Source organism: Massilia frigida, assembly GCF_011682175.1.
In the GTDB taxonomy this organism is placed as follows: Bacteria; Pseudomonadota; Gammaproteobacteria; order Burkholderiales; family Burkholderiaceae_D; genus Telluria_A; species Telluria_A frigida.
Genome location: NZ_WHJG01000002.1, coordinates 276,084 through 298,796, shown reverse-complemented (window position 1 = coordinate 298,796; position 22,713 = coordinate 276,084). Strand labels below are relative to the sequence as shown.

General features: G+C 66.7%; 24 protein-coding genes. 16 read left to right on the top strand and 8 right to left on the bottom strand.

The features are described 5' to 3' along the window. Positions 1 to 5 precede the first annotated feature (5 nt). From F2P44_RS03685 to F2P44_RS03655, 7 genes are read left to right on the top strand one after another with little or no spacing between them, the layout of a single operon-like run. Complete coding sequence (locus F2P44_RS03685; protein ID WP_223164989.1) at positions 6 to 725, top strand: hypothetical protein; 720 nt, start codon at positions 6 to 8, stop codon at positions 723 to 725. Positions 726 to 730: 5 nt separating this feature from the next. Next, positions 731 to 2,050 (top strand): hypothetical protein, encoded by a 1,320-nt coding sequence (locus tag F2P44_RS03680; protein ID WP_167085119.1) that lies wholly within the window; start codon positions 731 to 733, stop codon positions 2,048 to 2,050. A 10-nt stretch (positions 2,051 to 2,060) separates the two neighbouring features. Beyond that, positions 2,061 to 4,217: an MSCRAMM family protein gene (locus F2P44_RS03675; protein WP_167085117.1), complete on the top strand. Its 2,157-nt coding sequence runs from the start codon at positions 2,061 to 2,063 to the stop codon at positions 4,215 to 4,217. A 13-nt stretch (positions 4,218 to 4,230) separates the two neighbouring features. Then, positions 4,231 to 5,304: an aminotransferase class I/II-fold pyridoxal phosphate-dependent enzyme gene (locus F2P44_RS03670; protein WP_167085115.1), complete on the top strand. Its 1,074-nt coding sequence runs from the start codon at positions 4,231 to 4,233 to the stop codon at positions 5,302 to 5,304. Further along, on the top strand, positions 5,288 to 5,935 hold the full coding sequence (locus F2P44_RS03665; protein WP_167085113.1) for a hypothetical protein: 648 nt from the start codon (positions 5,288 to 5,290) through the stop codon (positions 5,933 to 5,935). The genes F2P44_RS03670 and F2P44_RS03665 overlap by 17 nt, the downstream gene beginning before the upstream one ends. Positions 5,936 to 5,971: 36 nt before the next feature. Then, positions 5,972 to 6,622, top strand: a complete 651-nt coding sequence (locus F2P44_RS03660) for a hypothetical protein (protein WP_167085111.1) — start codon at positions 5,972 to 5,974, stop codon at positions 6,620 to 6,622. Then, positions 6,619 to 7,344 (top strand): amidohydrolase family protein, encoded by a 726-nt coding sequence (locus F2P44_RS03655; protein WP_167085109.1) that lies wholly within the window; start codon positions 6,619 to 6,621, stop codon positions 7,342 to 7,344. The genes F2P44_RS03660 and F2P44_RS03655 overlap by 4 nt, the downstream gene beginning before the upstream one ends. A gap of 13 nt (positions 7,345 to 7,357) precedes the next feature. Here the strand turns inward: F2P44_RS03655 and F2P44_RS03650 are convergent, their stop codons facing one another. From F2P44_RS03650 to F2P44_RS03640, 3 genes are all read right to left on the bottom strand, one after another. Next, positions 7,358 to 8,722: a sigma-54-dependent transcriptional regulator gene (locus F2P44_RS03650; RefSeq protein WP_167085107.1), complete on the bottom strand. Its 1,365-nt coding sequence runs from the start codon at positions 8,720 to 8,722 to the stop codon at positions 7,358 to 7,360. A 173-nt stretch (positions 8,723 to 8,895) separates the two neighbouring features. Then, positions 8,896 to 9,537 carry an NrsF family protein gene (locus tag F2P44_RS03645; protein ID WP_167085105.1) on the bottom strand — a complete coding sequence of 214 codons (642 nt, stop codon included), beginning with the start codon at positions 9,535 to 9,537 and terminating at the stop codon, positions 8,896 to 8,898. Further along, positions 9,534 to 10,106 (bottom strand): sigma-70 family RNA polymerase sigma factor, encoded by a 573-nt coding sequence (locus tag F2P44_RS03640; RefSeq protein ID WP_167085103.1) that lies wholly within the window; start codon positions 10,104 to 10,106, stop codon positions 9,534 to 9,536. Before F2P44_RS03640 ends, F2P44_RS03645 begins: the two co-directional genes overlap by 4 nt. 235 nt (positions 10,107 to 10,341) lie before the next feature. Between F2P44_RS03640 and F2P44_RS03635 the strand changes: the two genes are divergently transcribed. The 4 genes from F2P44_RS03635 to F2P44_RS03620 all read left to right on the top strand — a co-directional run bounded on the left by F2P44_RS03635 (position 10,342) and on the right by F2P44_RS03620 (position 12,451). Further along, positions 10,342 to 10,938, top strand: a complete 597-nt coding sequence (locus F2P44_RS03635) for a cytochrome b/b6 domain-containing protein (protein ID WP_167085101.1) — start codon at positions 10,342 to 10,344, stop codon at positions 10,936 to 10,938. A gap of 26 nt (positions 10,939 to 10,964) precedes the next feature. Beyond that, entirely contained in the window at positions 10,965 to 11,747 is a 783-nt protein-coding gene (locus F2P44_RS03630) for a molybdopterin-dependent oxidoreductase (RefSeq protein ID WP_167085099.1), read from the top strand. 73 nt (positions 11,748 to 11,820) lie between these two features. Further along, complete coding sequence (locus F2P44_RS03625; protein WP_167085098.1) at positions 11,821 to 12,069, top strand: pentapeptide MXKDX repeat protein; 249 nt, start codon at positions 11,821 to 11,823, stop codon at positions 12,067 to 12,069. Between the two features lie 43 nt (positions 12,070 to 12,112). After that, entirely contained in the window at positions 12,113 to 12,451 is a 339-nt protein-coding gene (locus F2P44_RS03620; RefSeq protein WP_167085096.1) for a hypothetical protein, read from the top strand. 290 nt (positions 12,452 to 12,741) lie between these two features. Here F2P44_RS03620 and F2P44_RS03615 read toward each other — a convergent pair whose 3' ends face one another. From F2P44_RS03615 to F2P44_RS03600, 4 genes are all read right to left on the bottom strand, one after another. After that, positions 12,742 to 13,152, bottom strand: a complete 411-nt coding sequence (locus F2P44_RS03615) for a hypothetical protein (RefSeq protein WP_167085094.1) — start codon at positions 13,150 to 13,152, stop codon at positions 12,742 to 12,744. Positions 13,153 to 13,419: 267 nt separating this feature from the next. Continuing rightward, on the bottom strand, positions 13,420 to 14,838 hold the full coding sequence (locus tag F2P44_RS03610; RefSeq protein WP_167085092.1) for a M16 family metallopeptidase: 1,419 nt from the start codon (positions 14,836 to 14,838) through the stop codon (positions 13,420 to 13,422). Positions 14,839 to 14,849: 11 nt separating this feature from the next. Next, complete coding sequence (locus tag F2P44_RS03605; RefSeq protein ID WP_167085090.1) at positions 14,850 to 16,241, bottom strand: M16 family metallopeptidase; 1,392 nt, start codon at positions 16,239 to 16,241, stop codon at positions 14,850 to 14,852. Between the two features lie 167 nt (positions 16,242 to 16,408). Next, positions 16,409 to 16,963: an FxDxF family PEP-CTERM protein gene (locus tag F2P44_RS03600; RefSeq protein WP_167085089.1), complete on the bottom strand. Its 555-nt coding sequence runs from the start codon at positions 16,961 to 16,963 to the stop codon at positions 16,409 to 16,411. Positions 16,964 to 17,483: 520 nt separating this feature from the next. Here F2P44_RS03600 and F2P44_RS03595 point away from each other — a divergent pair. After that, positions 17,484 to 18,170: a methyl-accepting chemotaxis protein gene (locus F2P44_RS03595; protein ID WP_167085088.1), complete on the top strand. Its 687-nt coding sequence runs from the start codon at positions 17,484 to 17,486 to the stop codon at positions 18,168 to 18,170. An 18-nt stretch (positions 18,171 to 18,188) separates the two neighbouring features. Here F2P44_RS03595 and F2P44_RS36525 read toward each other — a convergent pair whose 3' ends face one another. After that, positions 18,189 to 19,442 (bottom strand): GMC family oxidoreductase N-terminal domain-containing protein, encoded by a 1,254-nt coding sequence (locus F2P44_RS36525; protein WP_167085221.1) that lies wholly within the window; start codon positions 19,440 to 19,442, stop codon positions 18,189 to 18,191. A gap of 233 nt (positions 19,443 to 19,675) precedes the next feature. Between F2P44_RS36525 and F2P44_RS03585 the strand changes: the two genes are divergently transcribed. The 4 genes from F2P44_RS03585 to F2P44_RS03570 all read left to right on the top strand — a co-directional run bounded on the left by F2P44_RS03585 (position 19,676) and on the right by F2P44_RS03570 (position 22,651). Further along, the gene (locus F2P44_RS03585; protein WP_167085087.1) at positions 19,676 to 19,882 is read left to right on the top strand and encodes a hypothetical protein; all 207 of its coding nucleotides are present in this window, start codon (positions 19,676 to 19,678) and stop codon (positions 19,880 to 19,882) included. Positions 19,883 to 19,963: 81 nt separating this feature from the next. Beyond that, positions 19,964 to 20,716, top strand: coding sequence for a GIN domain-containing protein (locus tag F2P44_RS03580; RefSeq protein ID WP_167085086.1), 753 nt, complete (start codon positions 19,964 to 19,966; stop codon positions 20,714 to 20,716). A 76-nt stretch (positions 20,717 to 20,792) separates the two neighbouring features. Beyond that, positions 20,793 to 21,407, top strand: a complete 615-nt coding sequence (locus F2P44_RS03575) for a tetratricopeptide repeat protein (RefSeq protein WP_167085085.1) — start codon at positions 20,793 to 20,795, stop codon at positions 21,405 to 21,407. A gap of 263 nt (positions 21,408 to 21,670) precedes the next feature. Beyond that, entirely contained in the window at positions 21,671 to 22,651 is a 981-nt protein-coding gene (locus F2P44_RS03570) for an NAD(P)H-quinone oxidoreductase (RefSeq protein ID WP_167085084.1), read from the top strand. Positions 22,652 to 22,713 lie beyond the last annotated feature (62 nt).

Below are 22,713 nucleotides of genomic sequence, written 5' to 3'. Positions count from 1 at the left end.
GCATCATGCATGACATCGACCGCACGACAATGGAATATGGCCAGGAAACCAGCTACGAGGGCGAACAGTTCGAATTCGGCCAGGGAGAGTGGAGCGGCGAATCGGGCTTGAACGAACAGCAGGAAGCCGAATTCGCACAAGAGCTGCTCAACGTGAACAACGAAGCGGAGCTTGACCGCTTCCTGGGCGACTTCATTCGCAAGGTCGGCGCCACGGCCGGCCGCGTGATCCGCTCGCCGATCGGGCAGGCCGTCGGCGGCGTGCTCAAAGGCGTGGCCAAGAAAGCCCTGCCGCTCGCCGGTGGCGCCATCGGCGGCTATTTCGGCGGCCCGCTGGGCGCCAAGATCGGCAGCGGCCTGGCCTCGGCCGCCGGCGGCGCGCTCGGGCTGGAAGGGGAAATGAGCGGCGAAGACCGCGAGTTCGAAGGCGCCCGCCAGTTCGTGCGCCTGGCCGCCGACACGGTGCAGAAAGCATCGCAGGCGCCGGCCTCGGGCGACCCGCGCTCCATCGCCCAGAATGCGGCAACGGCCGCCGCGCGCCAGCATGCGCCAGGTTTGCTCGGACGCGGCGCGGCCGGCGGCGGCTGCGGGAGCTGTGGCGGCGCTGGTGCGGGACTGGGCGGCGCCAGCATGTCCTCCGGTGGCGGCATGGGCAGCGGCGGCGGACGTGGCGCCAGCGGCCGCTGGAGCCGTCAGGGCAACAAGATCGTCCTCTACGGCGCCTGACTGTCATGAGCCCGTATGCCTCGTCGCTGCTCGAACAGGAAGCGCGCTCCCTGCAAACCAGGCTGGCGCGGGTCCGCCCCTTTGCCCTGATCGAGCCCATGGTTCCGGCGGCCGCGCTGCTGCCGTCGGCCCAGGCGGCGCTCGAGCGCTATCTGGTCACGGGGCGGCGCGAGCTGCAGGCGCTGGTCGCGGCCTTCCAGCACTGGCTGGCCGGCGCGCGCGACACCGCCAGCGCGTCCGAGGCGCAGCGCCGCTTCACCTTCTTGCGCCTCAAGTTCAATGCCACGCTGACCCAGTTCGACCTGTTCAACGATGTCATCACCCAGCGCAGCGAGCACGAAAACGGGGTCTGGCTGTCCGGCCTGGACGCGGTCGCGGCCGACGCCCTGACCCTGCCGGGCGACTATTACCGCCTGCCGCCGGTGGTCTGTTATCTCGACCGCGGGCCGGGCGCGGCGATCCGGCGCGCGCGCACCCGCCTGCCGGGCGGCGGCGAGAACCCGGTGGCGGTGGTGCGGGTGCCGCGCGAACGCATGATCGGCAGCGGCATCGCCTCGTCGCTGATCCACGAGGTCGGACACCAGGGCGCGGCCCTGCTCGACCTGGTCAATTCGCTGCGCCCCGAACTGCAGGCGATGCAGCAAAGCGACCCGGCCCAGCGCGAGGTATGGCAGTGGTGGGAACGCTGGATTTCCGAGATCGTGGCCGATTTCTGGTCGGTGGCGCGGGTCGGCGTGGTCTCGACCCTGGGCCTGATCGGGGTGGTCAGCCTGCCGCGCGTGTTCGTGTTTCGCCTCAGTCCCGACGATCCCCATCCGATCCCGTGGATCCGCGTGATGCTCAGTTGCGCGATGGGGCAGGCCCTGTATCCGCATCCGCAGTGGGAGCGCCTGGCCAATGTGTGGCACGACTACTACCCGAGCGCCACCCTGGCGCCGGAAACGGTCGACCTGTTGGGACGGCTGCGGCGCGGCATGCGCGACTTTGTCGCGCTCCTGGTGCGGCACCGGCCGGCCGCGCTGCGCGGCAAGACCCTGCCCGAGGTGCTCGATGTGGCGCGGCGCCAGCCGGCCGCGCTCTCGGCCCTGTACCGGCGCTGGGAGGGCGCGCCCGCGCAGATGTACCGCGCCCCGCCGTCGCTGGTGTTCGCGGTGCTGGGCCAGGCGCGCGCCGATGGCCTGGTCGGGCCGGAGGACGAAAACGTCCTGCTGGCCAAACTGCTGACGCACTGGGCGCTGCGCAGCACACTCGATACCAGCTTCCTGTGCGCCTCGCTGGACGCGCGAGCGCCGGCGCTTCCCCGGGCACCTTTGACTTTCCACTAAGGAGATTGACATGAGCAGCAAGAACAATGTGAAGGAAGCCCGCGCGGGGTCGCTCGAGGTGACCGTGCACGAGGCCCAGAGCGGCGCGCCGGTGTCGAATGCGACGGTCGGCATTTACCGATTTACGCCCGGCGAAAAAGGTTTCGATGCGTCCAACTGGCCGACGTCGCCGCCCCAGCTGGAGGCGCTTGCCGTCACCGGCAGCGCCGGCGCGGTCACGGTCGCCAACCTGGCGCCAGGCAGCTACGTGGTGGCGTACGAACACCACCCGGTGGTCGCGCCGCGCCTGGTGCAGGTCGATGGCGGCTGCCGCGCCGTGGTCTGCTTCCAGCTGGCGCTGGAGCTGAAGGCCGAACTCAGATTCGAGGCGGTCGACTGCCATTTCACCCCTTGCAACGCGGCGCGCGTGTCGGACCGGGCGGTGGCGAAGATCTGCTTCAGCAACAATGAAAACAAGGCTCTCAAGCCGTACGTGCGGGTGGTGTCCTCGTCCGGGTGGAACGTGAGCGAGAAAGACCCGTACGAATTCTCGCGCGTGGTGAACTACGCCGGCCCGCAGCAGTTCGAGGCGGTGCTGGGGTTGGCGCGGCGCTCCCTCGCTATGCACGCTCCCGGGGCGGTCGCCGCAGTCGCCGCTGCCGGTGCGGTGGCCGTACCGGCAGCGGAAATGGACCTGGCGCTGGCGCCGCCGGCCCTGATCGGCATCCGCCAGGGTTTTGTCGCCGACGAACGCACCCCAAGCCCGATCTCGGGCAACATCGGCGTGTCGATGACGCGCACCGAGACCGAGCCGACCGACGACCTGCCGCTGTGGACCCTGATCCGCAACAGCACCGACGCGATGTCGTTTACGAACTACCTGAACTTCATGGATGCGCTGTTCTGCACCCCCGGCAACCGCGGCCCCGGTTTCGAGGCCAAGAGCGCGCTGTTCGAGCAGCTGCGCCAGCGCCGCGCGCTGCCCTTCAACGATTCGGAAGCCTACCGCGTGCTCAAGGTCGCCACCGAGGCGTTCGTGATGGTCAACTGCGGGGTGCTCAGCCAGCCGACGCATTTCAATCCGGTCGAGGACCAGGCTTACCTGGACCGGCGCGACATTCCCGCCACGCGCGACCTGGAACGGACTTTCAATACCGACTACCTCGAAGAGACGGTCGACGGCACCAAGGTGCTGCCTTACCTGGCGATCATCCGGCGCAAGCTGCCCGACGTGCCGATCCACCTCCTGCGCGGGCAGGAGGGCGAGGCCGATATGTGCTTCGGCATCGTCCAGCAAAAACTGGCCAACCCGTGCCTGCTGGAGCTGATCTGGTCTTACTGGCACGAAGAGGGGATGCTGGTGCAGACCATGAATGCGATCACCCAGCGCTTCCAGAACGTGCGCGCGCTGGGCCGCGCCGACCCGCTGGCGAACCTTGAAATCGATCCCCTGCGCCCACTGAATAACCTGATCTGGGGGTACACGCAGGACGAACAACATCGCCTCACCGTGGTCCGCCGCAATTACGAGTACGACCATCATTACGGCGTGCGGCTCGACGGCAAGGCGGTCCAGCATTTCCGCCCGGCCGACACGCGCTCGAAATTCCTGGAAGCCTTCCACTACCTGCTGCGCCTGTGCACCTCCTTCTACCGCCAGGACGACGACACCACCGTCAAGGCCGACGCCTTCCCGGTCTTGAACGGCCTCAAGGAAGTGCACCTGATCCTGTCGCAGGGCGCGCACAACCAGTTCGGCGACCTGCCGTCGACGGCGCGCATCGAAATGCTGATGCAGCAGTGGATGCTGGCGCGGCCCGAGTTCCGCGAGTTTCTCCCGACCCGCATCATGGTCGCCTATCCGGAACCGTGGATGGACCGGGTGGACGCCATGAAGAAGCTGCAGGGATGGTCGGACACCAGCGTGATGCACTTCCGCAGCCTGGCCATGTTCGGCGAACAGGTGCTGCTGTCGGTGCGCTACGGCGCCTGGAGCGATATCTACGAACCGACCCAGGCCTTCAACTGGGCGCGCTTCTGGCGTCCGCAGATCCAGGGCTACATCCACGCCTACCGCGCCGCCACCGGGGTCGACCTGACGGTCGACGCGCGCGATCCCAAGGCGGAAGGCACCTTGCCCTCGATCCTGCTGCGCCAGCGCCTGGACCAGCAGGCGCGGATGGCGTGAGCAAGCGCGCGGCATGCTGGACTTCGCCAACGCCCTGTACCTGGGCCTGCGCCATCCCAGCACGGCGCTGGGCGAGTGGGATGCGCTGACCCTGGGACGGCCGGCGGCCAGCAGCGAGCCGCCGGGCGCGGCGCAGCTGGCGGCCGCGCTGGCGCTGCTGTGCGGCTGCGAGGCGGCGACCCTGCTGCCATCGACCCTGCACCTGTTCTGCGATCTGTTCGAGCTGATGGCGCAGGCCCGGGTGGCGATCCTGGTCGACGGCGCCAGCTACCCGATTGCGCGGGCCGGGGCCGAACGCGCGGCGGCCAGGGGCACGCCGCTCACGGTGTTCGCCCATGCCGACCTGGGCGCGCTGAGGCAACTGGCCGCCGCGGCGCGGCGCCAGGGCAGGCGTCCGCTGATCCTGGCCGACGGCTACTCGCCCGGCGCGGCCCAGGCGCCGCCGCTGGCCGCATACGCGGCGCTGGCGCGCGAGGCGGGCGGCTGGCTGGTGCTGGACGACACCCAGGTCATCGGACTGTTTGGCAGCGGCGGTGGCGGTTCGCTGCGCCGGCACGGCGTCAACGGGCCGCACGTGGTGGTCGGCAGTTCGCTGTCGAAGGCCTTCGGCGCGCCGCTGGCGGTGCTGTGCGCCAGCGCGGACCTGGTGCGGCGCTTCGGCCAATCGAGCCAGGCGCGCGTGCATTCCAGCCCGCCATCGGTGGCCTCGATCCGGGCCGCGCTGGCGGCGCTGCGCATCAACCGCGTCCACGGCGACCAGTTGCGGCGGCGTTTGTGGTGCCGCGTGGCGCAGTGGCGCGCCGGCGCGGCCAGGCACGGCATCGCATTGCGCGCCAGCGCCTTTCCGGTGCAGACGCTGGCGCTCGATAGCCGCACCGACGGCGTGGCGCTGCACGCCTGCCTGCGCAGCGCCGGCGTCGATGCGGTTCTGCAGCGGGCGGGCACGCAGGCCACGCTCAGTTTCATCGTCACGGCGCGCCATGCGCCGGGCGACATCGAACGCGCACTGGCGCTGCTGGCGGCCTGCCTGCGCGCGCAGACAGGTTCAGTCGAACACACAAGGAGGGAGTATGAATACGGAATTTGAAATGCTGGAATTCGGGATGGAACAAGAGCGCGGCGCGCGCCGTGGGGCGCCGGCGCGCGCGCCACGGCCCCCGATGGGGCGCACCTGGCCGGCCAGGCCGCCAGCGCCACGCGGGCCGGCGTGGGGCGGCTGGCGTTACCCGGTGCTGGCTCCCTGGCCGGAACCGTATGGGTACGGCCCTGCGCCCGACGCCGACGCCGACGAGCCGCAGGATGAAACACCCAAGACCATCAAACCGGCACTCGACAAGATGGGGGGCGGCGCGCCACAGTACAAACGCATTGGCTCGCTGCGCGATGCGGTGCGCTCGCCGGACGCCAATGTGGCGGGCCTCTACCTGATCGAGTTCGATGGTCCGACAGGCAAGCGCGCCTACAGCGGCCAGAGCGATAGCGTGAAGCGCCGGCTCCAGCAGCATCTCCTGTGCGCCACCATGCTGGGACTGGACGTGGCCAAGCATACGGTCTTCGTCGCCAAAACCGCCCTGACGGACGACCAGCGCCGCGCCGTGGAAAAGGATCTGCACAAGAATATGGGTGTCAAGTCGGGACCGAACGCCACGAAAAACCCGACGCTGACCAACACGCGCACCGAGCTGGAGGCCGAGCTGTTCGGCGAATCCTGGCGCTAACGTTCGCCAACGCTTCATCAACTGAAGGAGAATATCATGCAAGGGTCAGGATGTGCTTGTGCCAAATGCCGCCAGCAGGCCGAGATGGGCGAACTGGAAATGCTCGAATTCGAAGTGCCCGGTCCCTTCGGGGAGCAGGAAGAAATCGCGCTGGCGATGGAACTGATGTCGGTCGCCAGCGAGGAAGAACTCGAACAGTTCCTCGGCAATATGTTCAAGGGGATCTGGAAGGGCGTCAAAAAGGTCGGCTCCTTCATCGGCAAGGTCGCCAAGCCGCTCGGCGGCATGCTCAAGGGCCTGGCCAAGACCGCGCTGCCGTTCGTGGGCAGCGCGCTCGGGTCCTTCATTCCGATTCCTGGCGTGGGCACGGCCATCGGCGGCGCGCTTGGCGGCGCCCTGGCCAAGGCGCTGGAGATGGAAACGGTCGGCCTGGAAGGCGAAGAGCGCGAGCTGGAAATGGCGCGCCGCTTCGTGCGCATCGCCGGCACGGCGGCGCAGCAGGCCGGCTTGGCGGGGCAGGGTGCCGATCCGCAGCGCGCCGCGCGCCAGGCGCTCGATGCGGCGCTGCGCTGCCACATGCCGCAACTGCGCGAGTCCTCGCCTGCCCTCCGGGGCAGAAGCAGCGGTGGCGGCAGCAGCGGCACATGGCGGCGCCAGGGCGGCCGCCGCATCGTGCTCGATCTATGATCATCGACTGCCATTGCCATGCGGGCGAGGGCGACGGCTTTTCCGGCCCGTGGGACAGCGACGCCGGCCTCGAACGCTACCTGGCGCGGGCACGCCAGGCCGGCATCGCGCGCACGGTGCTCTTGGCCGCGTTTCACTCCGACTATGCGCAGGCCAACCGCAGCGTGGCGCGCATCGTGGCCGCCGACCCGGGCCGCTTCTACGGCTTCGCCTTCGTGCATGCGCAGCGCGACCGCGGGCGGGTGCGCGCCATGGTGCGGGTGGCGGTGGAGGAGTACGGCTTCGTGGGCATCAAGCTGCACCGGCACGACGCGCGCATTTCGCGCGAGGTGTGCGAGACCGCGCGCTTCTTCCGCCTGCCGGTGCTGTACGACGTGACGGGCGAGGTGGCGGTGGCCGAACTGCTGGCCAGCCAGTTCCCCGACGTGAACTTCATCCTGCCGCACCTGGGCAGCTTTGCCGACGACTGGAGCGCGCAGCTGGCGCTGGTCGACCATCTGGCGCGCCACCGCAACATCTACGCCGACAGCGCCGGGGTGCGCCGCTTCGACCTGCTGGAGATGGCGGTGCGGCGCGCCGGCGCGCACAAGCTGCTGTTCGGCTCCGACGGTCCGTGGCTGCATCCGGGCGTGGAGCTGGCCAAGATCGGCATGCTGGGCCTGGCGCGGGACGACGAGGCGCTGGTGCTGGGCCAAAACCTGCTGCGCCTGATCGGGCATTGAAGCGCGTCCGGCGTCAGTGCGCATCGGCCCACGCCTTGCGCCGGATTTGCAGCGCGCGGTCGGTCACGCCCAGGCGCAGCGCGGCGCGCTGGTTGTTGTCGCCTTCCTGTTCCAGCACCAGCTGGATCGCGATGTCGGCCGCGGCTTGGCTGATGCGCGCCAGGCCGATGCGCAAATCGATGGCCTCGCGGATCGCGCTCTCGAAGCGCACATCGGGCCAGCAGGCCGCCATGCCGCCACGCGCGGGCCGCTCGTCGGGCGCGAGGTCGCCGATGGTGATCGGGCCCGGGCCGCTGTGGCGGTACCACAGGCGCGCGACGGTCTGGCGCAGCTCGCGCACGTTGCCGGGGTATTGGCGCAGCAGCAGGAATTCGCGCACGGCGTCGTCGAATTCGCACGGCACGCCCGGCCCGGCCAGCAGCGCCAGGAAATGGCGCGCCAGCGGCAGCACGTCGTCGCTGCGTTCGCGCAGGGGCGGGGTGCGGCAGCGCCAGGCCGCGATGCGGTGGTACAGGTCGGCCCGGAAGCGCCCATTGGCCACCTCCTCTTCCAGGCTGCGGTTGGTGGCGCACACCAGCCGGAAGTGCGAATGCTGCCAGGTATTGCTGCCCACCCGTTTATAGGTGTGTTCTTGCAGCACGCGCAGCAATTGCGCTTGCAGCGGCAGCGGCAGTTCGCCCACTTCGTCGAGGAACAGCACGCCGCCGTCGGCCAGCGCGAAGGCGCCGTCGCGCGCGTTGGCGGCCCCGGTAAAGGCGCCGCGCTCGTGGCCGAACAGCTCGCTGCCGGCCAGCTCGGGCGTGAGGGTGGTGCAGTCGAGCACGGTAAGCTCGCCGCGCCCGCCGAGGCGGTGGATCAGTTGCGCAATCTGGTCCTTGCCGGTGCCGGTTTCGCCAGTGATGAGCACCGGCGACTCGGTGAAGGCGGCCACTTCGACCACGCTGTGCACCAGCGCGCGCCAGGCCGGGCTGACCCCGACCAGGCAATTGCTCACGGCGGGCGAGTCGGCCAGGCGCTGCAGGGCGTCGCGCCGCTCCAGGCGGGCCCGCACCTGGGCGGCGTCGCCGCTGGCATCGGTCCAGCTGAGCACATCGAAGACGCCGGCGTCCAGCAGGGCCCACATGTCGGCCGTGGCCGGCGCGCGCGCACCCACGGCGATGGCGAGCACGCTGGCGCCGGCGGCCAGGGGCCGCACCCGCTCCAGCACGGCGCTATCGACGCCATCGATCAAGACCAGGCCGAAGCCGGCCGTCAGGGCGCCGCCCGCTTGCGGCTCCAGCCCGGCCTGTTCCAGCGCCGCCGCCACCTTGGCGCGCACTGCCGCACTGACCGGTTCAAACGCGTGGATCCAGAGTGGGAGGGCCAGTCGGGCTAGCATGCGCGTCATTCTCCCGGTCAAAGAAAGTTGCACAATGTTTGACAAGGCTCAAATGTTCGTTGAGCCCGGATCGATATAAATCACTATACGTGCTCCTATCTGCACAAACTTTGATCTAGCTCAATACTGATTTTGTTGCGCACGAGTTCGCGACATGGCATGGAAAATGCAAACTACCATGCAAGCACGCGCGGGCCGATCAGGGCCCCGACGGCCGCCGGGATCAGCATCCCGAGCAGGTACCAGAAGCCGACGAATACCGCGCTTGCCTCGGGGCAATGCAGGCAGTACACGGCGGCGGCGGCCGCGCCGGCGCCGAATCCGGCGGCCGCGCCTGCCAGTCGCAGGCGGGTGGGCGCCAGGTTGCGCACGACGTGCAGCGCGGTGCCGAACAGGGGCAGCGAGATCAGCGCGATCAGCAGCGGGCAGCTGCGCCAGGTACGGCCCCAGAACAGCTCGGCGCGCAGCTCGGGCGCCGCTTGCCACAGCATCATTGCCGCCAGACACCAGATCAGCACGACCGGCGCGCTCAGCAGCAGCGCTAGCATGGCGGTGCGCGCGCCCGGCGTGGCCAGGCGTTTGAGCGCCAGCGCGCCGGCCGCTGCCAAGGCGAGCGAGAAGGCAAGCTTGGTCCAGAACGGCGCCAGGGTGGCGGCCTGGGCCAGGTCGGCGCGCAGGCCCAGCCCGGCCAGCACGATGAAGGTGCTGGCGAGCAAGCCGGCGGCCAGCGGCAGCAGGGCGGTGCGGGCCGGGGCCGCCTGCACGCGCACGTCCGGGCCGCTGGAGAGCATGTCAATCAAGTCATCTGTGTTCATAGCGCATCCTTCAAAAGGGTTGCCAGGGTTTTCAAGCCGCGGTGGACGGACACCTTGACCGCCGCTTCGGTCATTTGCAGGGCGTCGGCCGCTTCGCGCACCGACAGGCCGTCGAGCTTGGTGTAGACGATCGCCTCGCGCTGCTTGACCGGCAGGGTGGCCAGCAGCTTGCCCAGGTCGCGCCGCGCCTCGCCGGCATCGGCGTCGGCGCTGGAAAAGAAAGCGTCTTCGTCGGGCAGCGGCTCGGTCAGGGCGTCGCGGCGCGCATGGCGGCGCATCCAGTCGACCAGCTTGTAGCGGGCAATCGCCACCATCCACGCCGTCAGCGGCACGCCGGTATCGTAACTCAGGCGCTGGTTATGGATCGCCAGCAGCGATTCCTGCACCAGATCTTCGACCTCGTCCGGCCAGCGGTTCAGGCGCCGCCGCAGGAAGGCCCGCAAATGCGACGCCGTCGCCTGCAAGAAGACGCGGTAGGCCTGGGCGTCGCCGTCGAGTCCTTGCAAGAACAGGGCGTGCAAGCGCAATTCCGTGCTGCGCAAGCTGCTTACCTCAGGTATTCGTTCCATCGGGGCCTTTAGTAACAGCGTTTGATCGATATAAATTATTTTGCGACATATTTTTCCTGGGCTGTAACCAATCCCGGGCGCGTTGCGAACTACCTGTCAGTGTCATTCATAAACAGGCAAAGTCCATGAAACCGTTTCCCACCTTCACCGTATTGACAAGGTCCGGCGCCGCGCCGGCATCATATGCCGCTTCTTGCCGCCAAGTCAAAAAGGGTGCGGCCGCCGGGGGCGCGCGATGAGGCGCGATGCGCGCACCATCCATCCGCTCTGGCTGCGCCTGACCCACTGGCTCAATGCGCTCGCCGTGGTGCTGCTGGTCGCCAGCGGCTGGCGCATCTACAACGCGACCGCCTTTCTCGGCTTTGCCATTCCCCCTGGAATCACCCTGGGCGGCTGGCTGGGCGGTGCACTGCAATGGCACTTCGCCGCGATGTGGCTGCTGCTGGCCAACGGCATCCTGTATTTGCTGCTCAATCTGGTGTCGGGACGCTTGCGGCGCCAGTTCTTCCCGATTTCGCCACGCCAGTTGCTGCTCGACATGGGCGCTGCGCTGAAAGGCAAGCTGGCCCATGCCGATCCGCGCCGCTACAACAGCGTGCAGCGCCTGGCTTACCTGTTCGTCATGCTCGACAGCATCGTGCTGGTGCTGTCCGGGCTGGTGCTGTGGAAATCGGTGCAGTTTCCCCTGCTGCGCGTGCTGATGGGTGGCTATGAAGGCGCGCGCCTGGTGCATTTTTTTGCGATGGGCGGCCTGTGCGCCTTCATCGTCGTGCACGTGGCGATGGTGGCCCTGGTGCCGCGCACCCTGCTGGCCATGCTGCGCGGCCGCTAACAATCACCGTTCAGGAAAACTCCATCATGACACTGTTCAAACCACGCGACATCGCCATTCCCGCCGAGGGTGCCGCCATGCTGGCCGATGCCGTCAAGCGCATCGCCCAGCCATCGCGCCGGGCCTTCCTGGAGCGCAGCCTGACCCTGGGCGGCCTGAGCTTGCTAACCGGCTGCTCCACCAGCGACCAGGACAGCATCGAGCAGGCGCTGACGGGCATCTCGCGCTTCAACGACCGGGTCCAGGGCTTGCTGTTCGATCCGGCGCGTCTGGCGCCTACTTATCCGGCCAGCATGATCACGCGGCCGTTTCCCTTCAATGCCTTTTATGGCGAGGACGAGGTGCGCGAGATCGATGGCGAGGCCTGGCGCCTGGAGCTGGGCGGCATGGTGGCCGACCGCAAGCCGTGGACCCTGGCCCGGCTGCGCGCGCTGCCGCAGCAGGACCAGATCACGCGCCATATCTGCGTGGAAGGCTGGAGCGCGATCGGCAAATGGGGCGGGGTGTCGTTCGGGCATTTCCTGCGCCATGTGGGCGCCGACCTGAGCGCCAAATACGTGGGCTTTCAATGCGCCGACGATTATTTCACGAGCATCGACATGGCTACGGCGCTGCATCCGCAAACCCTGATGGCGCTGACCTACGACGACCAGCCCTTGCCGCCGCGCTACGGCTTTCCGATGAAGCTGCGCATGCCGACCAAGCTCGGCTACAAGAATCCGAAGCATATCCAGGCCATTTTCGTGACCAATACCTACCCTGGCGGCTACTGGGAAAACCAGGGGTATAACTGGTTCGGCGGCAGTTGACCGGTTTCCGATCGCTGTCCCGCACCACCCGCAAGCAGTACTTATCCTGTTCACTCACTTTGAAGGAAATACCATGAAAAACGTTACCACCGCCCTGATCGCCGCATGCCTGATGCTGTCCTCTTCCGTGTATGCTCAGGATGCCATGAAGAAGGATGAGATGGCCAAGGATGGCATGAGCAAGGATGCCATGCACAAGCCGGCCATGCAGAAGGATCACATGGCTAAGGATGGCATGAAGAAAGACGCCATGGGCAAGGATGCGATGGCCAAGGATGGAATGAAGAAAGACGCGATGGCCAAGGACGAGATGAAGAAGTAAACGTGGTGCCCGGCCGCAGCGCCGGGCGTTTCCAGGAGGCCGTATGACGCAAGCCATCGCCAGCAGTACCAGCAGCGCCGCGTATGCCTATGGCGCCGCGAAACCGTCGCCCGTGACCCTGCAAGCGCAATTGCAGCGCTATCAGCAGCAGTTGTCCGACTGCGTCAATTGCGCCAGCGCCGACACGCCGCAGGGCAAATCCGATATCCAGGCGATCTCTGCGCGCATCACCCAGGTGCGGCAGCGCATCGACCAGGAAAGTGGCAGTGCCGCCACGCCGGCGGCGGCCGTTCCCAGCGCGCCATCCGCCACGGCCGCGACTCCCACCGCCGGCGCGCCGTCTGCCACTTCCTCCGGCAATATCATCGACGTCTACGCCTGAATCCGGCCCTGCATGGCCGGATGCAGCGCCGCAGGCGCACTTGCCCGAGCACTTACTTGAGCGGGATGGCTTGTTCCTTTTCGGTGCCCTGGCTGTCCGATTTGCAGATCGCATACACGGTTTGCTTAACAGATGGTGAGCGGCATAATAAAACCGCCTGCTGTGGAGGCAGGCGGCCTGGGTTTTTCGCACGCCTGCATGCTGCGCACGCGTGCCGTGCGGGCAACTTGGGGGATTTCCCTGAAACGATGTCTTGAACGACGATTATTTCAGAGGGATCTTTAGCCTCACTATCGGATTCCTCCAATAATATTGAGGGAGCCGAACCAGCCCACGCCGTTTCTGGTTTTACCTTTCAAGCCGCCCATGCAGGAAAATTTCGGCATTGTGAATGGAACAGCGAGGTTCTGGCCGTCGACGATCACCATCTCGCATCGTGCCGTATTGCCGCGAATATACAAGCGCGCTTCATACGTTGCGCCGGGTTCGGGCAGGAACGTGGCGGTCACGGAGCAGCCTGCATTGGATTTGTTCAGTACCTCGACCACCGCCAGGGCGAAGGTGAATTCCTGGCCTGCGGCGATTTTCTGGGTCGGAAATTCGTGACGCTCGTCCATGCCCATGGTGGTACCGATGCGTCCGCCCGACGGCATGCTGTCGCAGGCCGGATTGGCAAACACTGTTGCCAATCCGGTACGCATGTGGCCGTCTGAATCGGTGTCGAAGTACGTCCCCCAGGGACGCTGTCGGCCCGTCGGGCGGCGGCGCGTAGGTAACGCAGCCGGTCAAGGCTGCCAGCAGGACGGGCAGGGCACAGGTTTTGATGGTCATGTCAGATAGGCGGCTGGGCCGGCGGATAATGTTTGGAAAAGCGGGCAAAAACAAGCCGCCGGTGCTTGCGCAGCGGCGGCTTGCGGGCGAATCGATCCGGTGCAGGCGCCCTGGCGGGCTGTCCTGCCGTCCCCGGCTTACTTCTCCTGGACGGTGAACTCCCCGTATTGCTTCAATTGTTCGGCCACGGCGGCATTATCGCCGACCACGATCACCGATTGCAGCTCTGGAGCAAAATACTTCTTGCCCATCTCGCGCACTTGTGCGGCCGTGACTTTCTGGATCAGCGGCACGTACTGGCCGAGGAATTCCGGCGGCAAGCCGACCAGCCAGTTGTTGGCCAGGGTGCCGGCCACGGCGCGCTGCATCTGGTTGCTGATCAGGTAGCCGCCGGCCACGTAGCGCTTGTTCATGCTCAATTCCGCGTCCGGGACCAGCTCGCTGCCGATGCGGGTGTACTCGTGCAGGTATTCCTTGAGCGCCGCGCCGGTCACTTCATTGCGCACATCGGCCCCGCCGACGATGCTGCCGCCGTTGCGGAAGATGCGCGCACCGGCCGAGGCGCCATAGGTGTAGCCCTTTTCCTCGCGCAGGTTGAGGTTCACCCGGCTGCTGAAACCGCCACCGAGGATGGTGCTGGTCAGGCGCAGCGGCACGTAGTCGGTGGCGCTGGCGGCCATGCCGGGGCTGCCCAGGCGCATGGTCGACTGCACGCTGCCGTCGCGCTGCAGGATCAGGCGCACCGGCTTGGCGGCCAGGCTCGCGCCCGGAGTGTCGGGCAGGGCAGGGCCGTCCGCCTTCCAGTCGCCGAAGGCGGCCGTGGCCAGCTTGAGCGCCTCGGCGTTGCCGATGCGGCCGGTGATCACCAGCAGGCTGCGGTCGGGGCGGAAGCGCTTGCCGTGCTCGGCGTGCAGCAATTCCGGCGTGACCGAGGTGATCGATGTCACGGTCGGGCTGGTGTTGCCATACGGGTGAGGGCCGAACACCACCTTGTTCAGGGCGCGGTCGGCGCGAAAGCCCGGACTGGTTTCGGACACTTTCAAGCCCTCCAGCGCATTGCCCTTGCCCAGTTCGACTTCCTTCGGCGGGAAGGCCGGCAGGCGCGCCACTTCGGCCAGCAGTTGCAGCATCGGGCCGGCGTTCGAGGTCAGGGCATTGGCCGAGACCACGATGCCGTCGTGGCTGGCGCCGGCGCCGACTTCGCCACCCAGGCCCTGGGCCGCTTCGGCGATGGCGCGCGAGTCGCGCCTGGTACTGCCTTCATTGAGCAGGCTCGCCAGCAGGTTGGCGAAGCCGGGGTGCGCGCTGTCGTCGGCGGCCAGGCCGGCACCGCGCACGGCCAGCACGTAGTCCACGCGCGGCAAGCCCTGGCGCGGCACGACCCATACCTGCAAGCCATTGGCCAGGGTTTGCTTGAAGATCTGTGGAATCGGAATCGGTTTGTCCTTGCCGTACGGGGGCAGGGTATTGGCAGTGGCGGCCTTGGCGCTGTCGGCGGCAAAGGCGGCCGGCGCGAACAGCAGGGAAATACTCAGTGCCAGCATCAGTCTTTTCATGGTGGCTCTCCTTAATTCTTGGCGGCGGGTTGGGCGGCGGGCGCGGCGGCGGCGGTCTTGACGACCGGCTTGCGGTCGATGACGGTGCGGTTCGCTTGCGTCAGATAGGTCTTGGCCACGCGCTGGATGTCTTCCGAGGTCACGCCGTCGATCCAGCCCGGGATCTGGTTGACCACGTTGGCGTCGCCCCACAGGGTTTGCAGCTTGGCCAGGGTGTCGGCGCGGTCGATGAAGCTTTCCAGCGTGTTGTACCAGTTGGCCAGCATGCGCGTCTTGACCCGCTTGAGCGTGGCCGCATCGACCCCGCCTGCCACAATCTTCGCGACTTCGTCATCGATACCCTTGAGCATGGCGTCGGCGCTGCTGGTTGGCTTGTACAGCGCGAACACGGTAAACAAGGTCGGGCCGTCGAATTCCCACGGGCTGGTCAGCCCGTACAGGGAGTCGACGTTGAGCGCCACTTCGCGCCCCTTGACCAGGCCCTGGTACAGCACCGAGGCGTCGCCGCCGGCCAGCAGTTCGCCCAGCACCGCCATCGGCGCCAGGTCGCGGCTACCGCGCGCCGGCATCTTCCAGGCGGCGGCAATGGCCGGCACCTGGGCCAGCGCGTCGCTTTGCTCGATGCGTTTTTCGGCCGTGCCCAGCGGTTCGCTGAAGTCGGTCGTTGGCGGCGTTGGGCGTTTCGGAATGGCGGCGAAGTATTTTTGCGCCAGCGCGAAGCCCTGGGCCGGGGTCACGTCGCCCGAGATCGCCAGCACTGCATTGTTGGGACCGTAGTAATCGCGGTGAAAATTGCGCACGTCGTCCAGGCTGGCGCCTTCCAGGTCCTGGAAGCTGCCGTAGCCGTCGTGGTTGTTTTCCCATTTCTGGAACGCCTGCTGGTTGATGTCGATCCACATGAAGCCGCCGTACGGCTGGTTCTTCACGTTGACGCGGATTTCTTCCTTGACCACGTCCTGCTGGTTCTTGAGGGTTTTTTCGTTGAAGTCGAGCGTTTTCATGCGGTCCGCTTCGAGCCACAGGATCGACTCGATCGACGATACCGGCGCCGTCTCTATATAGTTGGTGAAGTCGGGCCGGGTCGAACCGTTGTTGCGCCCGCCGCCGCCGGTGATGGCCTTGTCGAACACGCCCTTGGGCGCGTTCGGCGTACCCTGGAACATCAGGTGCTCGAACAGGTGGGCGAAGCCGGTGCGGTTTTTCGGTTCCAGCCGCATGCCCACGTGGTACACCACGCTCACGCCGACGGTGGGCGAGGTATGGTCGGGCGAGACGATCACGGTCAGGCCGTTATCGAGCTTCTTGACGTTGACGGGGATGTTCCAGCTGTCGCTGGCGGCCGCAAAAGCGGTCAGCGACAGGGAAAGTCCGGCGATGAGAACGGGGAGTTGGCGCATGCGCATGAAAGACCTCATGATAAAAACCTGGGAAACGACCTTGGCCGCAGGGGCGGGACCCGCTGCATGGCGAAGTATCTTAACGTACGTTGGTTTTTAAACAAACATATGCATGCGAAAAAAAACCGTCGTAGCGCGAAGCTACGACGGTTTTATGCAGGGCGCGTGAGTGCTTACGCTGCCAGTGCGGCTGCTGCTGCCTTCTTGTTGCGGCGGCGTGCGGTGAAGCCCAGCAGGCCGAGGCCGGCCAGCATCATGGCATAGGTTTCTGGCTCAGGTACTGGTGCCAGGGCGATGTTTGCCGAGTAGCGGCCAGCGGCGTTCGACAGGATGCTGCCTTTGACCTGGATGGTGTAGGCGCCAGCGCTCAGGCTGGCGGTCGACAGCGACCATTGGTCGGTCGCGCCGGTCGACAGCAGGGTGCCGCCGAACAGGGTACCAGTGCTGTCGATCAGGTTGAAACCGGTGATGTCCAGGCCATTCTTGGCGTTGCCGGTGATCGACAGGACGCCAGCGGCGAATTCGCCAGCCTGGGACAGGGTGAAGCTGTAGTTGTCAACAAAGGTATTGCCTTTGTTGCCACCAGTGAAGAAGCCATCGGCTTCAGCGAAGTTGTCTACCAGTTCCAGGGTCGAGTTATTGACGATTTCGACAGCGGATGCGTGGCTCGACACGAGTGCAGCGGATGCCAGCGCGATGGCCGACAGGAAAACTTTGGATTTTTTCATCATAAAACACCTATTAAAGTTGCCTTTTGTTAAGGCCGGATTGGGGCTTGAATCGCGTGTGTGGACGCGAGGGCCCAATCTAACATCGGCATGTGACAGTAGTAAGGATGAGGCCGCCTCTTTACATTTCGTTGCAATTTGCTAAACAGAACGTTTAGTTGATATGAATGCCCTATGACAAACCCATCTTCATAGTGAAGAGCTCGCTTAAAGTCTGCTGCACAGCACCATTGGTGTTTATATCATTTCTGTTTGTAGTCCTATTCCTACAAGAAGGCGAGAAATTTAGGAAGGTTGGCTTTAAGTAAATCCTAAGTTGCCGCACTGTTAAGGTGGCTTAACACCCAGGTTTCGCATCATGCTGGTGTGCGACTCGCCGTCTTGGTGCTGCGCCTGTGCTGCATTGCGCTACTTTGGTGAGGCGGACCGCCGACATGGGCCCCCGCAGCTGGCACGGATTCTGCACCTGCTTTCTTGCCCGGATGGCGAAGTCGCCGCCGGCATGAAGAAGGAGAGCACCATGTTGGAAGATGCGAGCATCGCGGAACGCCCGCGCGACGATGGCTTTGACGGCGTCAAGCTGTCGGGCGACGTTTTTGGCGCGCTGATCAATCTGTCGGGCCGGCGCCGCTTCACGTCGCAGCGGGTGGTCCTGTACGCGGTGCTGGCCTCGATGGGCCACGAGGGCGCGGCCGCCACCGCGCGCGCGACGCTGGCGCTGTTTCGCGACGCCCATCTCACCCTGGTCGAAGGCAAGGGCGGCCTGCCGGGCGTGTTCTGCGCCCAGCTGCGCGACGCCTATTTCGGCGTGCTGCAGGGCGACCGCGTGATCCGCGATTTCATTGCCCTGGCCGAATCGACCCTCGACGCCATCGTCGGCGAAGGCCGCGGCGCACCCGCGCTGCTCGACGAGCTGGTGCGCAGCACCACGTCCCTGCTGAGCGTGCTCAACGGCCTGACCCTGGTGTATGAGGAACAATCGAAGCGCCACGCGCAATTGCAAAAGCGCCAGCTCCAGGTAATGATGGGCGATATCCAGACCATCGCCAAGCAGGCCCGCATGGTCGCCTTCAACGCCCAGATCGTCGCCGCGCGCGCCGGCCAGGCCGGCAAGGAGTTTTCCGTGGTGGCCAGCAGCATGACCTTGATCACCGGCGAAATCGACGATCTGGTGCACCAGGCGCTGAACGGCGCGCTGGCCAGCTGAGACCGGGCGGGGAGGGCGTCAGCGCGCCAGGCGCTGGCCCAGCCACTTGCCCAGGCACAGCAAGGTCAAGGTCGGCGGCAAGCCCCACGGCCCCGGAATGACCGAGGCGTCGCACACATGCAGGCCGGGTACGCCGGCTTGCAGCTCGCCGTCGACGCCGTCGCCGATGGGCACGCTGCCGCCCGGATGCGCGGCAAAATGGCGGCTCTTGAACACGTGGGTGGCGCCGCAGGCGGCCAGGATCGCACGCGCCATGGCTTCGCCCTGGCCGAATTTGGCGCGCTCGGCCGGGTGCAGCGTCTTGTCGACCCAGCGCGGCCCCACCGCGCCGCCAGCCTGGTCGCCGATCTTGACCATGATCGACAGCGTGCGGCGATGCGCGAACAGGCGGTCGAAGCGCCCGGCCTGGGCCGTGAAGCACTGGTACATCGGCTTGGGCAAGGTCATGTCGGCCAGCGAAATGCCGGCCTCGTCCAGGCGCATGCCGGCCGCCATCGGCACCTCGGCACCGCCATCGAGGCCGTCCACGCTACCCATCAGGGCGATCACCGGATCGCTGAACAGGCTGCTGGTTTGCGCCCGCAAGCCGCTCTGGTGCAGCAGGCGCGGGCTGCCGACCCCGCCGCCGGCCAGGATCACCAGCGGCGCCAGCGCTTGCTGGAGTTTTCCGCCGCGTACATACTCCACGCCCGCCGCCTCGCCGTGCATCAGCAGTACGCGCGTGGCGCGCGCCGCGTCGATCAAGATGGCGCCGTGGCGGCAAGCCTCGTCGATGAAGTCGCGCGCGCTCCACTTGGCCCCGAACGGGCAGCCATAGACGCAGCGCCAGCAAGCGCTGCGGCACAGCTGCGGGCGGATCATCTTGTCGAGCTTTTGCCAATCCATGCCCAGCGTGCGGGCGCCCTGCATGATGCGGGTCGCCATCGGGCCGACCAGCGCATCGGGAAGCGGCCCGATCGGCAGCTCGGCGCGCAGCGCGCGCAGGGCCGGCGCCAGGTCGATGCCGTGCGCGGCGAAGCGGGCCAGGGGCGGATCGGCGGCGGTGGCGAAATTGATGCTGGAGCTGCCGCCGGCATTGATGCCCTGCACCAGCAGCGAACCGTCGCGGTGGATGAAGGCGCCCTTGCCCGGAATGGCGGCGATGCGCGCCATCTGGCCCAGCGTGCCGCTGAGCGGGGCGGCGCTGCCTTGTTCGAGGATCAGCACGCGCAGGCCGCGGCTGGCCAGTTCGCGCGCCACGCTGGCGCCGCCGGGGCCGCTGCCGACGACGATCGCGTCGTGCGAGGGCGTGCCGCGCGCGGCGGACGAGGGGGGGGGAGTCGGACATGGGCCCGAGTATCGGCCGCCGTGGCGGGCGCGTCAATCGCAATGCGTTCCATCGCGCCGATTTGTGCGAACAGGTGGCGAAAAATGCAGTTCGTCGCAATCCGCTGGAAGCGCGCGCGGCGCGTGGTTAAAGTTACACCATACCGCCACGTCATCGAACCCAAGCCAAGGAGCGCATCATGAACATCGCCAAACACATGGAAGCCATCTTTCTTGCCGTTGTCGCCGTGATCGGCGCCACCACCTTCGCCACGGCCGGTGATGCGCCCCAGCGCAGCGCGCCGGAGGTGGCCGCTGTTGCCGCTGCCGGCGGCGCCGCGATGCCGGTGGTGGTCGTCAGTGCGCGCCGCCTGAGCGCCGCTGAAAAGGCGCAGTTGCCACAATAAGCTGGAAGGCCGGCCTGCTTGCTGGTAGTGTATGTACCGGCCGGCCGGACCGGCACCGATAAGAAGATCTGGAGACGCGCAATGAATCAGTTTTTCCACGCCGGAGCACTGGCGGCAGCCTTGTGCACGCTGTTTGCCCCGGCCAGCGCCGCCTCGGACGGGAATGTCACCGAAACGCGCATGGTCGACGCCAGGGCGCAGCGGGTCAGGCTCGACGGCGCCATCGACCTGCGCCTGCGCCAGGGCGCCGTGCCCAGCCTGGTCATCAGCGGCGACCAGCGCCTGGTGCGCTCCATCACCACCGAGCAGGACGGCGACACGCTGTCCATCGGCAGCGAAGGGCGCGGCAGCAGCGTGCGCGCCGAATTGACCCTGCCGAGCTTGCGTGAAGTGGCCTCCGAAAGCATCGGCTGGACCGATGTCAGCGGTTTTTCGGGCGACGAGCTGGAGCTGTCGCTGGAAGGGGCCGGTTCGATGAAGGTCAATTGCAATTACCGCCTCGTCAGCGCCAGCCTGGGCGGGGTGGGCAGCCTGAACCTGCAGGGCGTTGCCAGCGAGGGCGTGGAGCTGGTGCTGCGCGGGGCGGGGTATGCGACCCTGAGCGGCGGCGCCAAGTGGCTCAAGGCCAATCTGGGCGGGCTCGGCGGCCTCGACGCGCAGCACTTCCAGGTCGACAGCGTGACTCTCGACTTGAACGGGCTGGGCAATGCGGCGGTGATGGCGCGCCAGAGTGCGACCTTGCGCCTGAGCGGGCTCGGTTCGGTGACGGTGTACGGCAAGCCGCCCAACCGCAGCGTCAGCGTCGACGGCCTTGGCAAAGTCAGCTGGAAATAACCGTCATGGCTTTCACATGAGACGGACGACTGGATCAACAGGACGGGCAAGCCGTTCTTGGTGCGATACGCGAACCATGAAAAAATTATTCGTTGCGATGATCGTCGCACTTGGCCTGCACGGCAGCGCGCTGGCCGGCTTTACCGAAGGCGCCAACGCCTACAATGCGCGCGACTACACGCGCGCGCTGAAAGAAGTCGCGCCGCTGGCGCGGGCGGGGCATATGGAGGCCCAGCATTTGCTCGGCCTCATGTATTACATGGGACGCGGGGTGGCGCGCGACTACAAGCAAGCCATGCTGTGGCACCGCAAGGCGGCCGCGCAGGGCAAGGCCGATGCGCAGTATGTGGTGGGGGCGATGTACTACACCGGCAATGCGGTGCCGCTCGATCACAAGGAAGCGATCGCGTGGTTCCGCAAGGCGGCCGAGCAGGGCCACGCGGAGGCGCAGCATGCGCTGGGGCTGATGTACCGGTATCACGCGGCGGGCATGCCGCAGGATAAGGTGCTGGCGTATATGTTGTGGAACCTGGCGGCGGCTGGCGGCAATGCGAATGCAACCGAGCAGAGGGCGGCGATTGCCAAGCGCATGACGCAGGAGCAGATCGACGAGGCGCAGGCGCTGTCGCGCGCATGGCGTCCGGGGACGCCATTGCCGAGGCAGTCGCGTAGCGGGGGAGGGGCGGGGTAGGCGTAATGCCACTTCCGTCGTTCGCACCACCCCACCGTCGTTCCCGCGCCAAGGCGGCACTCGGCGGGAACCCAAGTTCGTAGATAAGCCAGTGACTACAGCACGAACTTGGGTTGCCGTGGGGGCGCCTAGCCCTGCGCGGGAACGACGGTGGGGAGGGGGCGACAGTGGGAGGCGACAGTGGTGGGGGGGAGGCGGGCGGGAGCGACGGCCCAACCCCACTTCCCGTACAATCGCCTTTTGCTTCCAGCGAGCCCCATCCCATGCGTGCCATCGAAATCAAGCAACCCGGCCCTCCCGATGTTCTGCAACTGTGCGAGCGTCCCGTCCCTGAACTGAAACCCGGCGAAGTGCTGATCCGCGTGCACGCGGCCGGCATCAACCGTCCCGATGTCCTGCAGCGCCTCGGCCACTACCCGGTCCCGCCGGGCGCGTCCGACCTGCCTGGCCTCGAAGTGGCCGGTGAAATCGTCGGCGGCGACCTGGCCGGCAGTACCTTCCAGCAAGGCGACATGGTGTGCGCCCTGGTCCAGGGCGGCGGCTACGCCGAATTCTGCGCCGCGCCGCTCCAGCAATGCCTGCCCGTGCCCGCCGGCCTGTCCCCGCTCGAAGCGGCCTCCCTGCCTGAAAACTACTTCACGGTGTGGAGCAATGTGTTCGACCGCGCCAAACTGGCCGCCGGCGAAACCCTGCTGGTGCAGGGCGGCACCTCCGGCATCGGCGTGACCGCCATCCAGCTCGCCGCCGCCTTCGGCCTGCGCGTGTTCGCCACCGCTGGCAGCGCCGACAAATGCCGCGCCACCGAATCGCTCGGTGCCGAACGCGGCATCGACTACAAAACCGAAGACTTCGCCGCCGTGGTCAAGTCGCTTACCGACAACAAGGGCGTCGACGTCATCCTCGACATGGTCGGCGGCGACTACCTGCCGCGCGAAATCGATTGCCTGGCCGACGATGGCCGCATCGCCCTGATCGCCCTGCTGGGCGGCGCCAAGGCGCATATCGACCTTGGCCAGGTGCTGCGCCGGCGCCTGACGATTTCCGGCTCGACCCTGCGCCCGCGCCCGGTCGCCTTCAAGGGTGCCATTGCGGCGAACCTGCGCGAACACGTCTGGCCGCTGTTTGATGCGGGCAAGATCCGTCCCGTCATTTTCAAGACCTTCCCCCTGGAACGGGCCGCCCAGGCCCACGCCCTGATGGAGAGTTCGACCCATATCGGGAAGATCATGTTGCAGGTGGTGTGATCGGCTGGCAACTGCTCCCGGCCTTTGTTTGACCGACATCGGATCGGGGGTTAAAATAGCGG

Excerpts from the sequence above, each read along its gene's own strand:
- F2P44_RS03645 (WP_167085105.1), bottom strand. The coding sequence starts at position 9,537 with ATGAACACAGATGACTTGATTGACATGCTCTCCAGCGGCCCGGACGTG.
- F2P44_RS03670 (WP_167085115.1), top strand. The coding sequence starts at position 4,231 with ATGCTGGACTTCGCCAACGCCCTGTACCTGGGCCTGCGCCATCCCAGC.
- F2P44_RS03650 (WP_167085107.1), bottom strand. The coding sequence starts at position 8,722 with ATGCTAGCCCGACTGGCCCTCCCACTCTGGATCCACGCGTTTGAACCG.
- F2P44_RS03675 (WP_167085117.1), top strand. The coding sequence starts at position 2,061 with ATGAGCAGCAAGAACAATGTGAAGGAAGCCCGCGCGGGGTCGCTCGAG.
- F2P44_RS03630 (WP_167085099.1), top strand. The coding sequence starts at position 10,965 with ATGACACTGTTCAAACCACGCGACATCGCCATTCCCGCCGAGGGTGCC.
- F2P44_RS03640 (WP_167085103.1), bottom strand. The coding sequence starts at position 10,106 with ATGGAACGAATACCTGAGGTAAGCAGCTTGCGCAGCACGGAATTGCGC.
- F2P44_RS03585 (WP_167085087.1), top strand. The coding sequence starts at position 19,676 with ATGAACATCGCCAAACACATGGAAGCCATCTTTCTTGCCGTTGTCGCC.
- F2P44_RS03685 (WP_223164989.1), top strand. The coding sequence starts at position 6 with ATGCATGACATCGACCGCACGACAATGGAATATGGCCAGGAAACCAGC.
- F2P44_RS03635 (WP_167085101.1), top strand. The coding sequence starts at position 10,342 with ATGAGGCGCGATGCGCGCACCATCCATCCGCTCTGGCTGCGCCTGACC.
- F2P44_RS03595 (WP_167085088.1), top strand. The coding sequence starts at position 17,484 with ATGTTGGAAGATGCGAGCATCGCGGAACGCCCGCGCGACGATGGCTTT.
- F2P44_RS03605 (WP_167085090.1), bottom strand. The coding sequence starts at position 16,241 with ATGCGCATGCGCCAACTCCCCGTTCTCATCGCCGGACTTTCCCTGTCG.
- F2P44_RS03580 (WP_167085086.1), top strand. The coding sequence starts at position 19,964 with ATGAATCAGTTTTTCCACGCCGGAGCACTGGCGGCAGCCTTGTGCACG.
- F2P44_RS03620 (WP_167085096.1), top strand. The coding sequence starts at position 12,113 with ATGACGCAAGCCATCGCCAGCAGTACCAGCAGCGCCGCGTATGCCTAT.
- F2P44_RS03575 (WP_167085085.1), top strand. The coding sequence starts at position 20,793 with ATGAAAAAATTATTCGTTGCGATGATCGTCGCACTTGGCCTGCACGGC.
- F2P44_RS03655 (WP_167085109.1), top strand. The coding sequence starts at position 6,619 with ATGATCATCGACTGCCATTGCCATGCGGGCGAGGGCGACGGCTTTTCC.
- F2P44_RS03600 (WP_167085089.1), bottom strand. The coding sequence starts at position 16,963 with ATGAAAAAATCCAAAGTTTTCCTGTCGGCCATCGCGCTGGCATCCGCT.
- F2P44_RS03680 (WP_167085119.1), top strand. The coding sequence starts at position 731 with ATGAGCCCGTATGCCTCGTCGCTGCTCGAACAGGAAGCGCGCTCCCTG.
- F2P44_RS03615 (WP_167085094.1), bottom strand. The coding sequence starts at position 13,152 with ATGCGTACCGGATTGGCAACAGTGTTTGCCAATCCGGCCTGCGACAGC.
- F2P44_RS03660 (WP_167085111.1), top strand. The coding sequence starts at position 5,972 with ATGCAAGGGTCAGGATGTGCTTGTGCCAAATGCCGCCAGCAGGCCGAG.
- F2P44_RS03625 (WP_167085098.1), top strand. The coding sequence starts at position 11,821 with ATGAAAAACGTTACCACCGCCCTGATCGCCGCATGCCTGATGCTGTCC.
- F2P44_RS03610 (WP_167085092.1), bottom strand. The coding sequence starts at position 14,838 with ATGAAAAGACTGATGCTGGCACTGAGTATTTCCCTGCTGTTCGCGCCG.
- F2P44_RS03665 (WP_167085113.1), top strand. The coding sequence starts at position 5,288 with ATGAATACGGAATTTGAAATGCTGGAATTCGGGATGGAACAAGAGCGC.
- F2P44_RS03570 (WP_167085084.1), top strand. The coding sequence starts at position 21,671 with ATGCGTGCCATCGAAATCAAGCAACCCGGCCCTCCCGATGTTCTGCAA.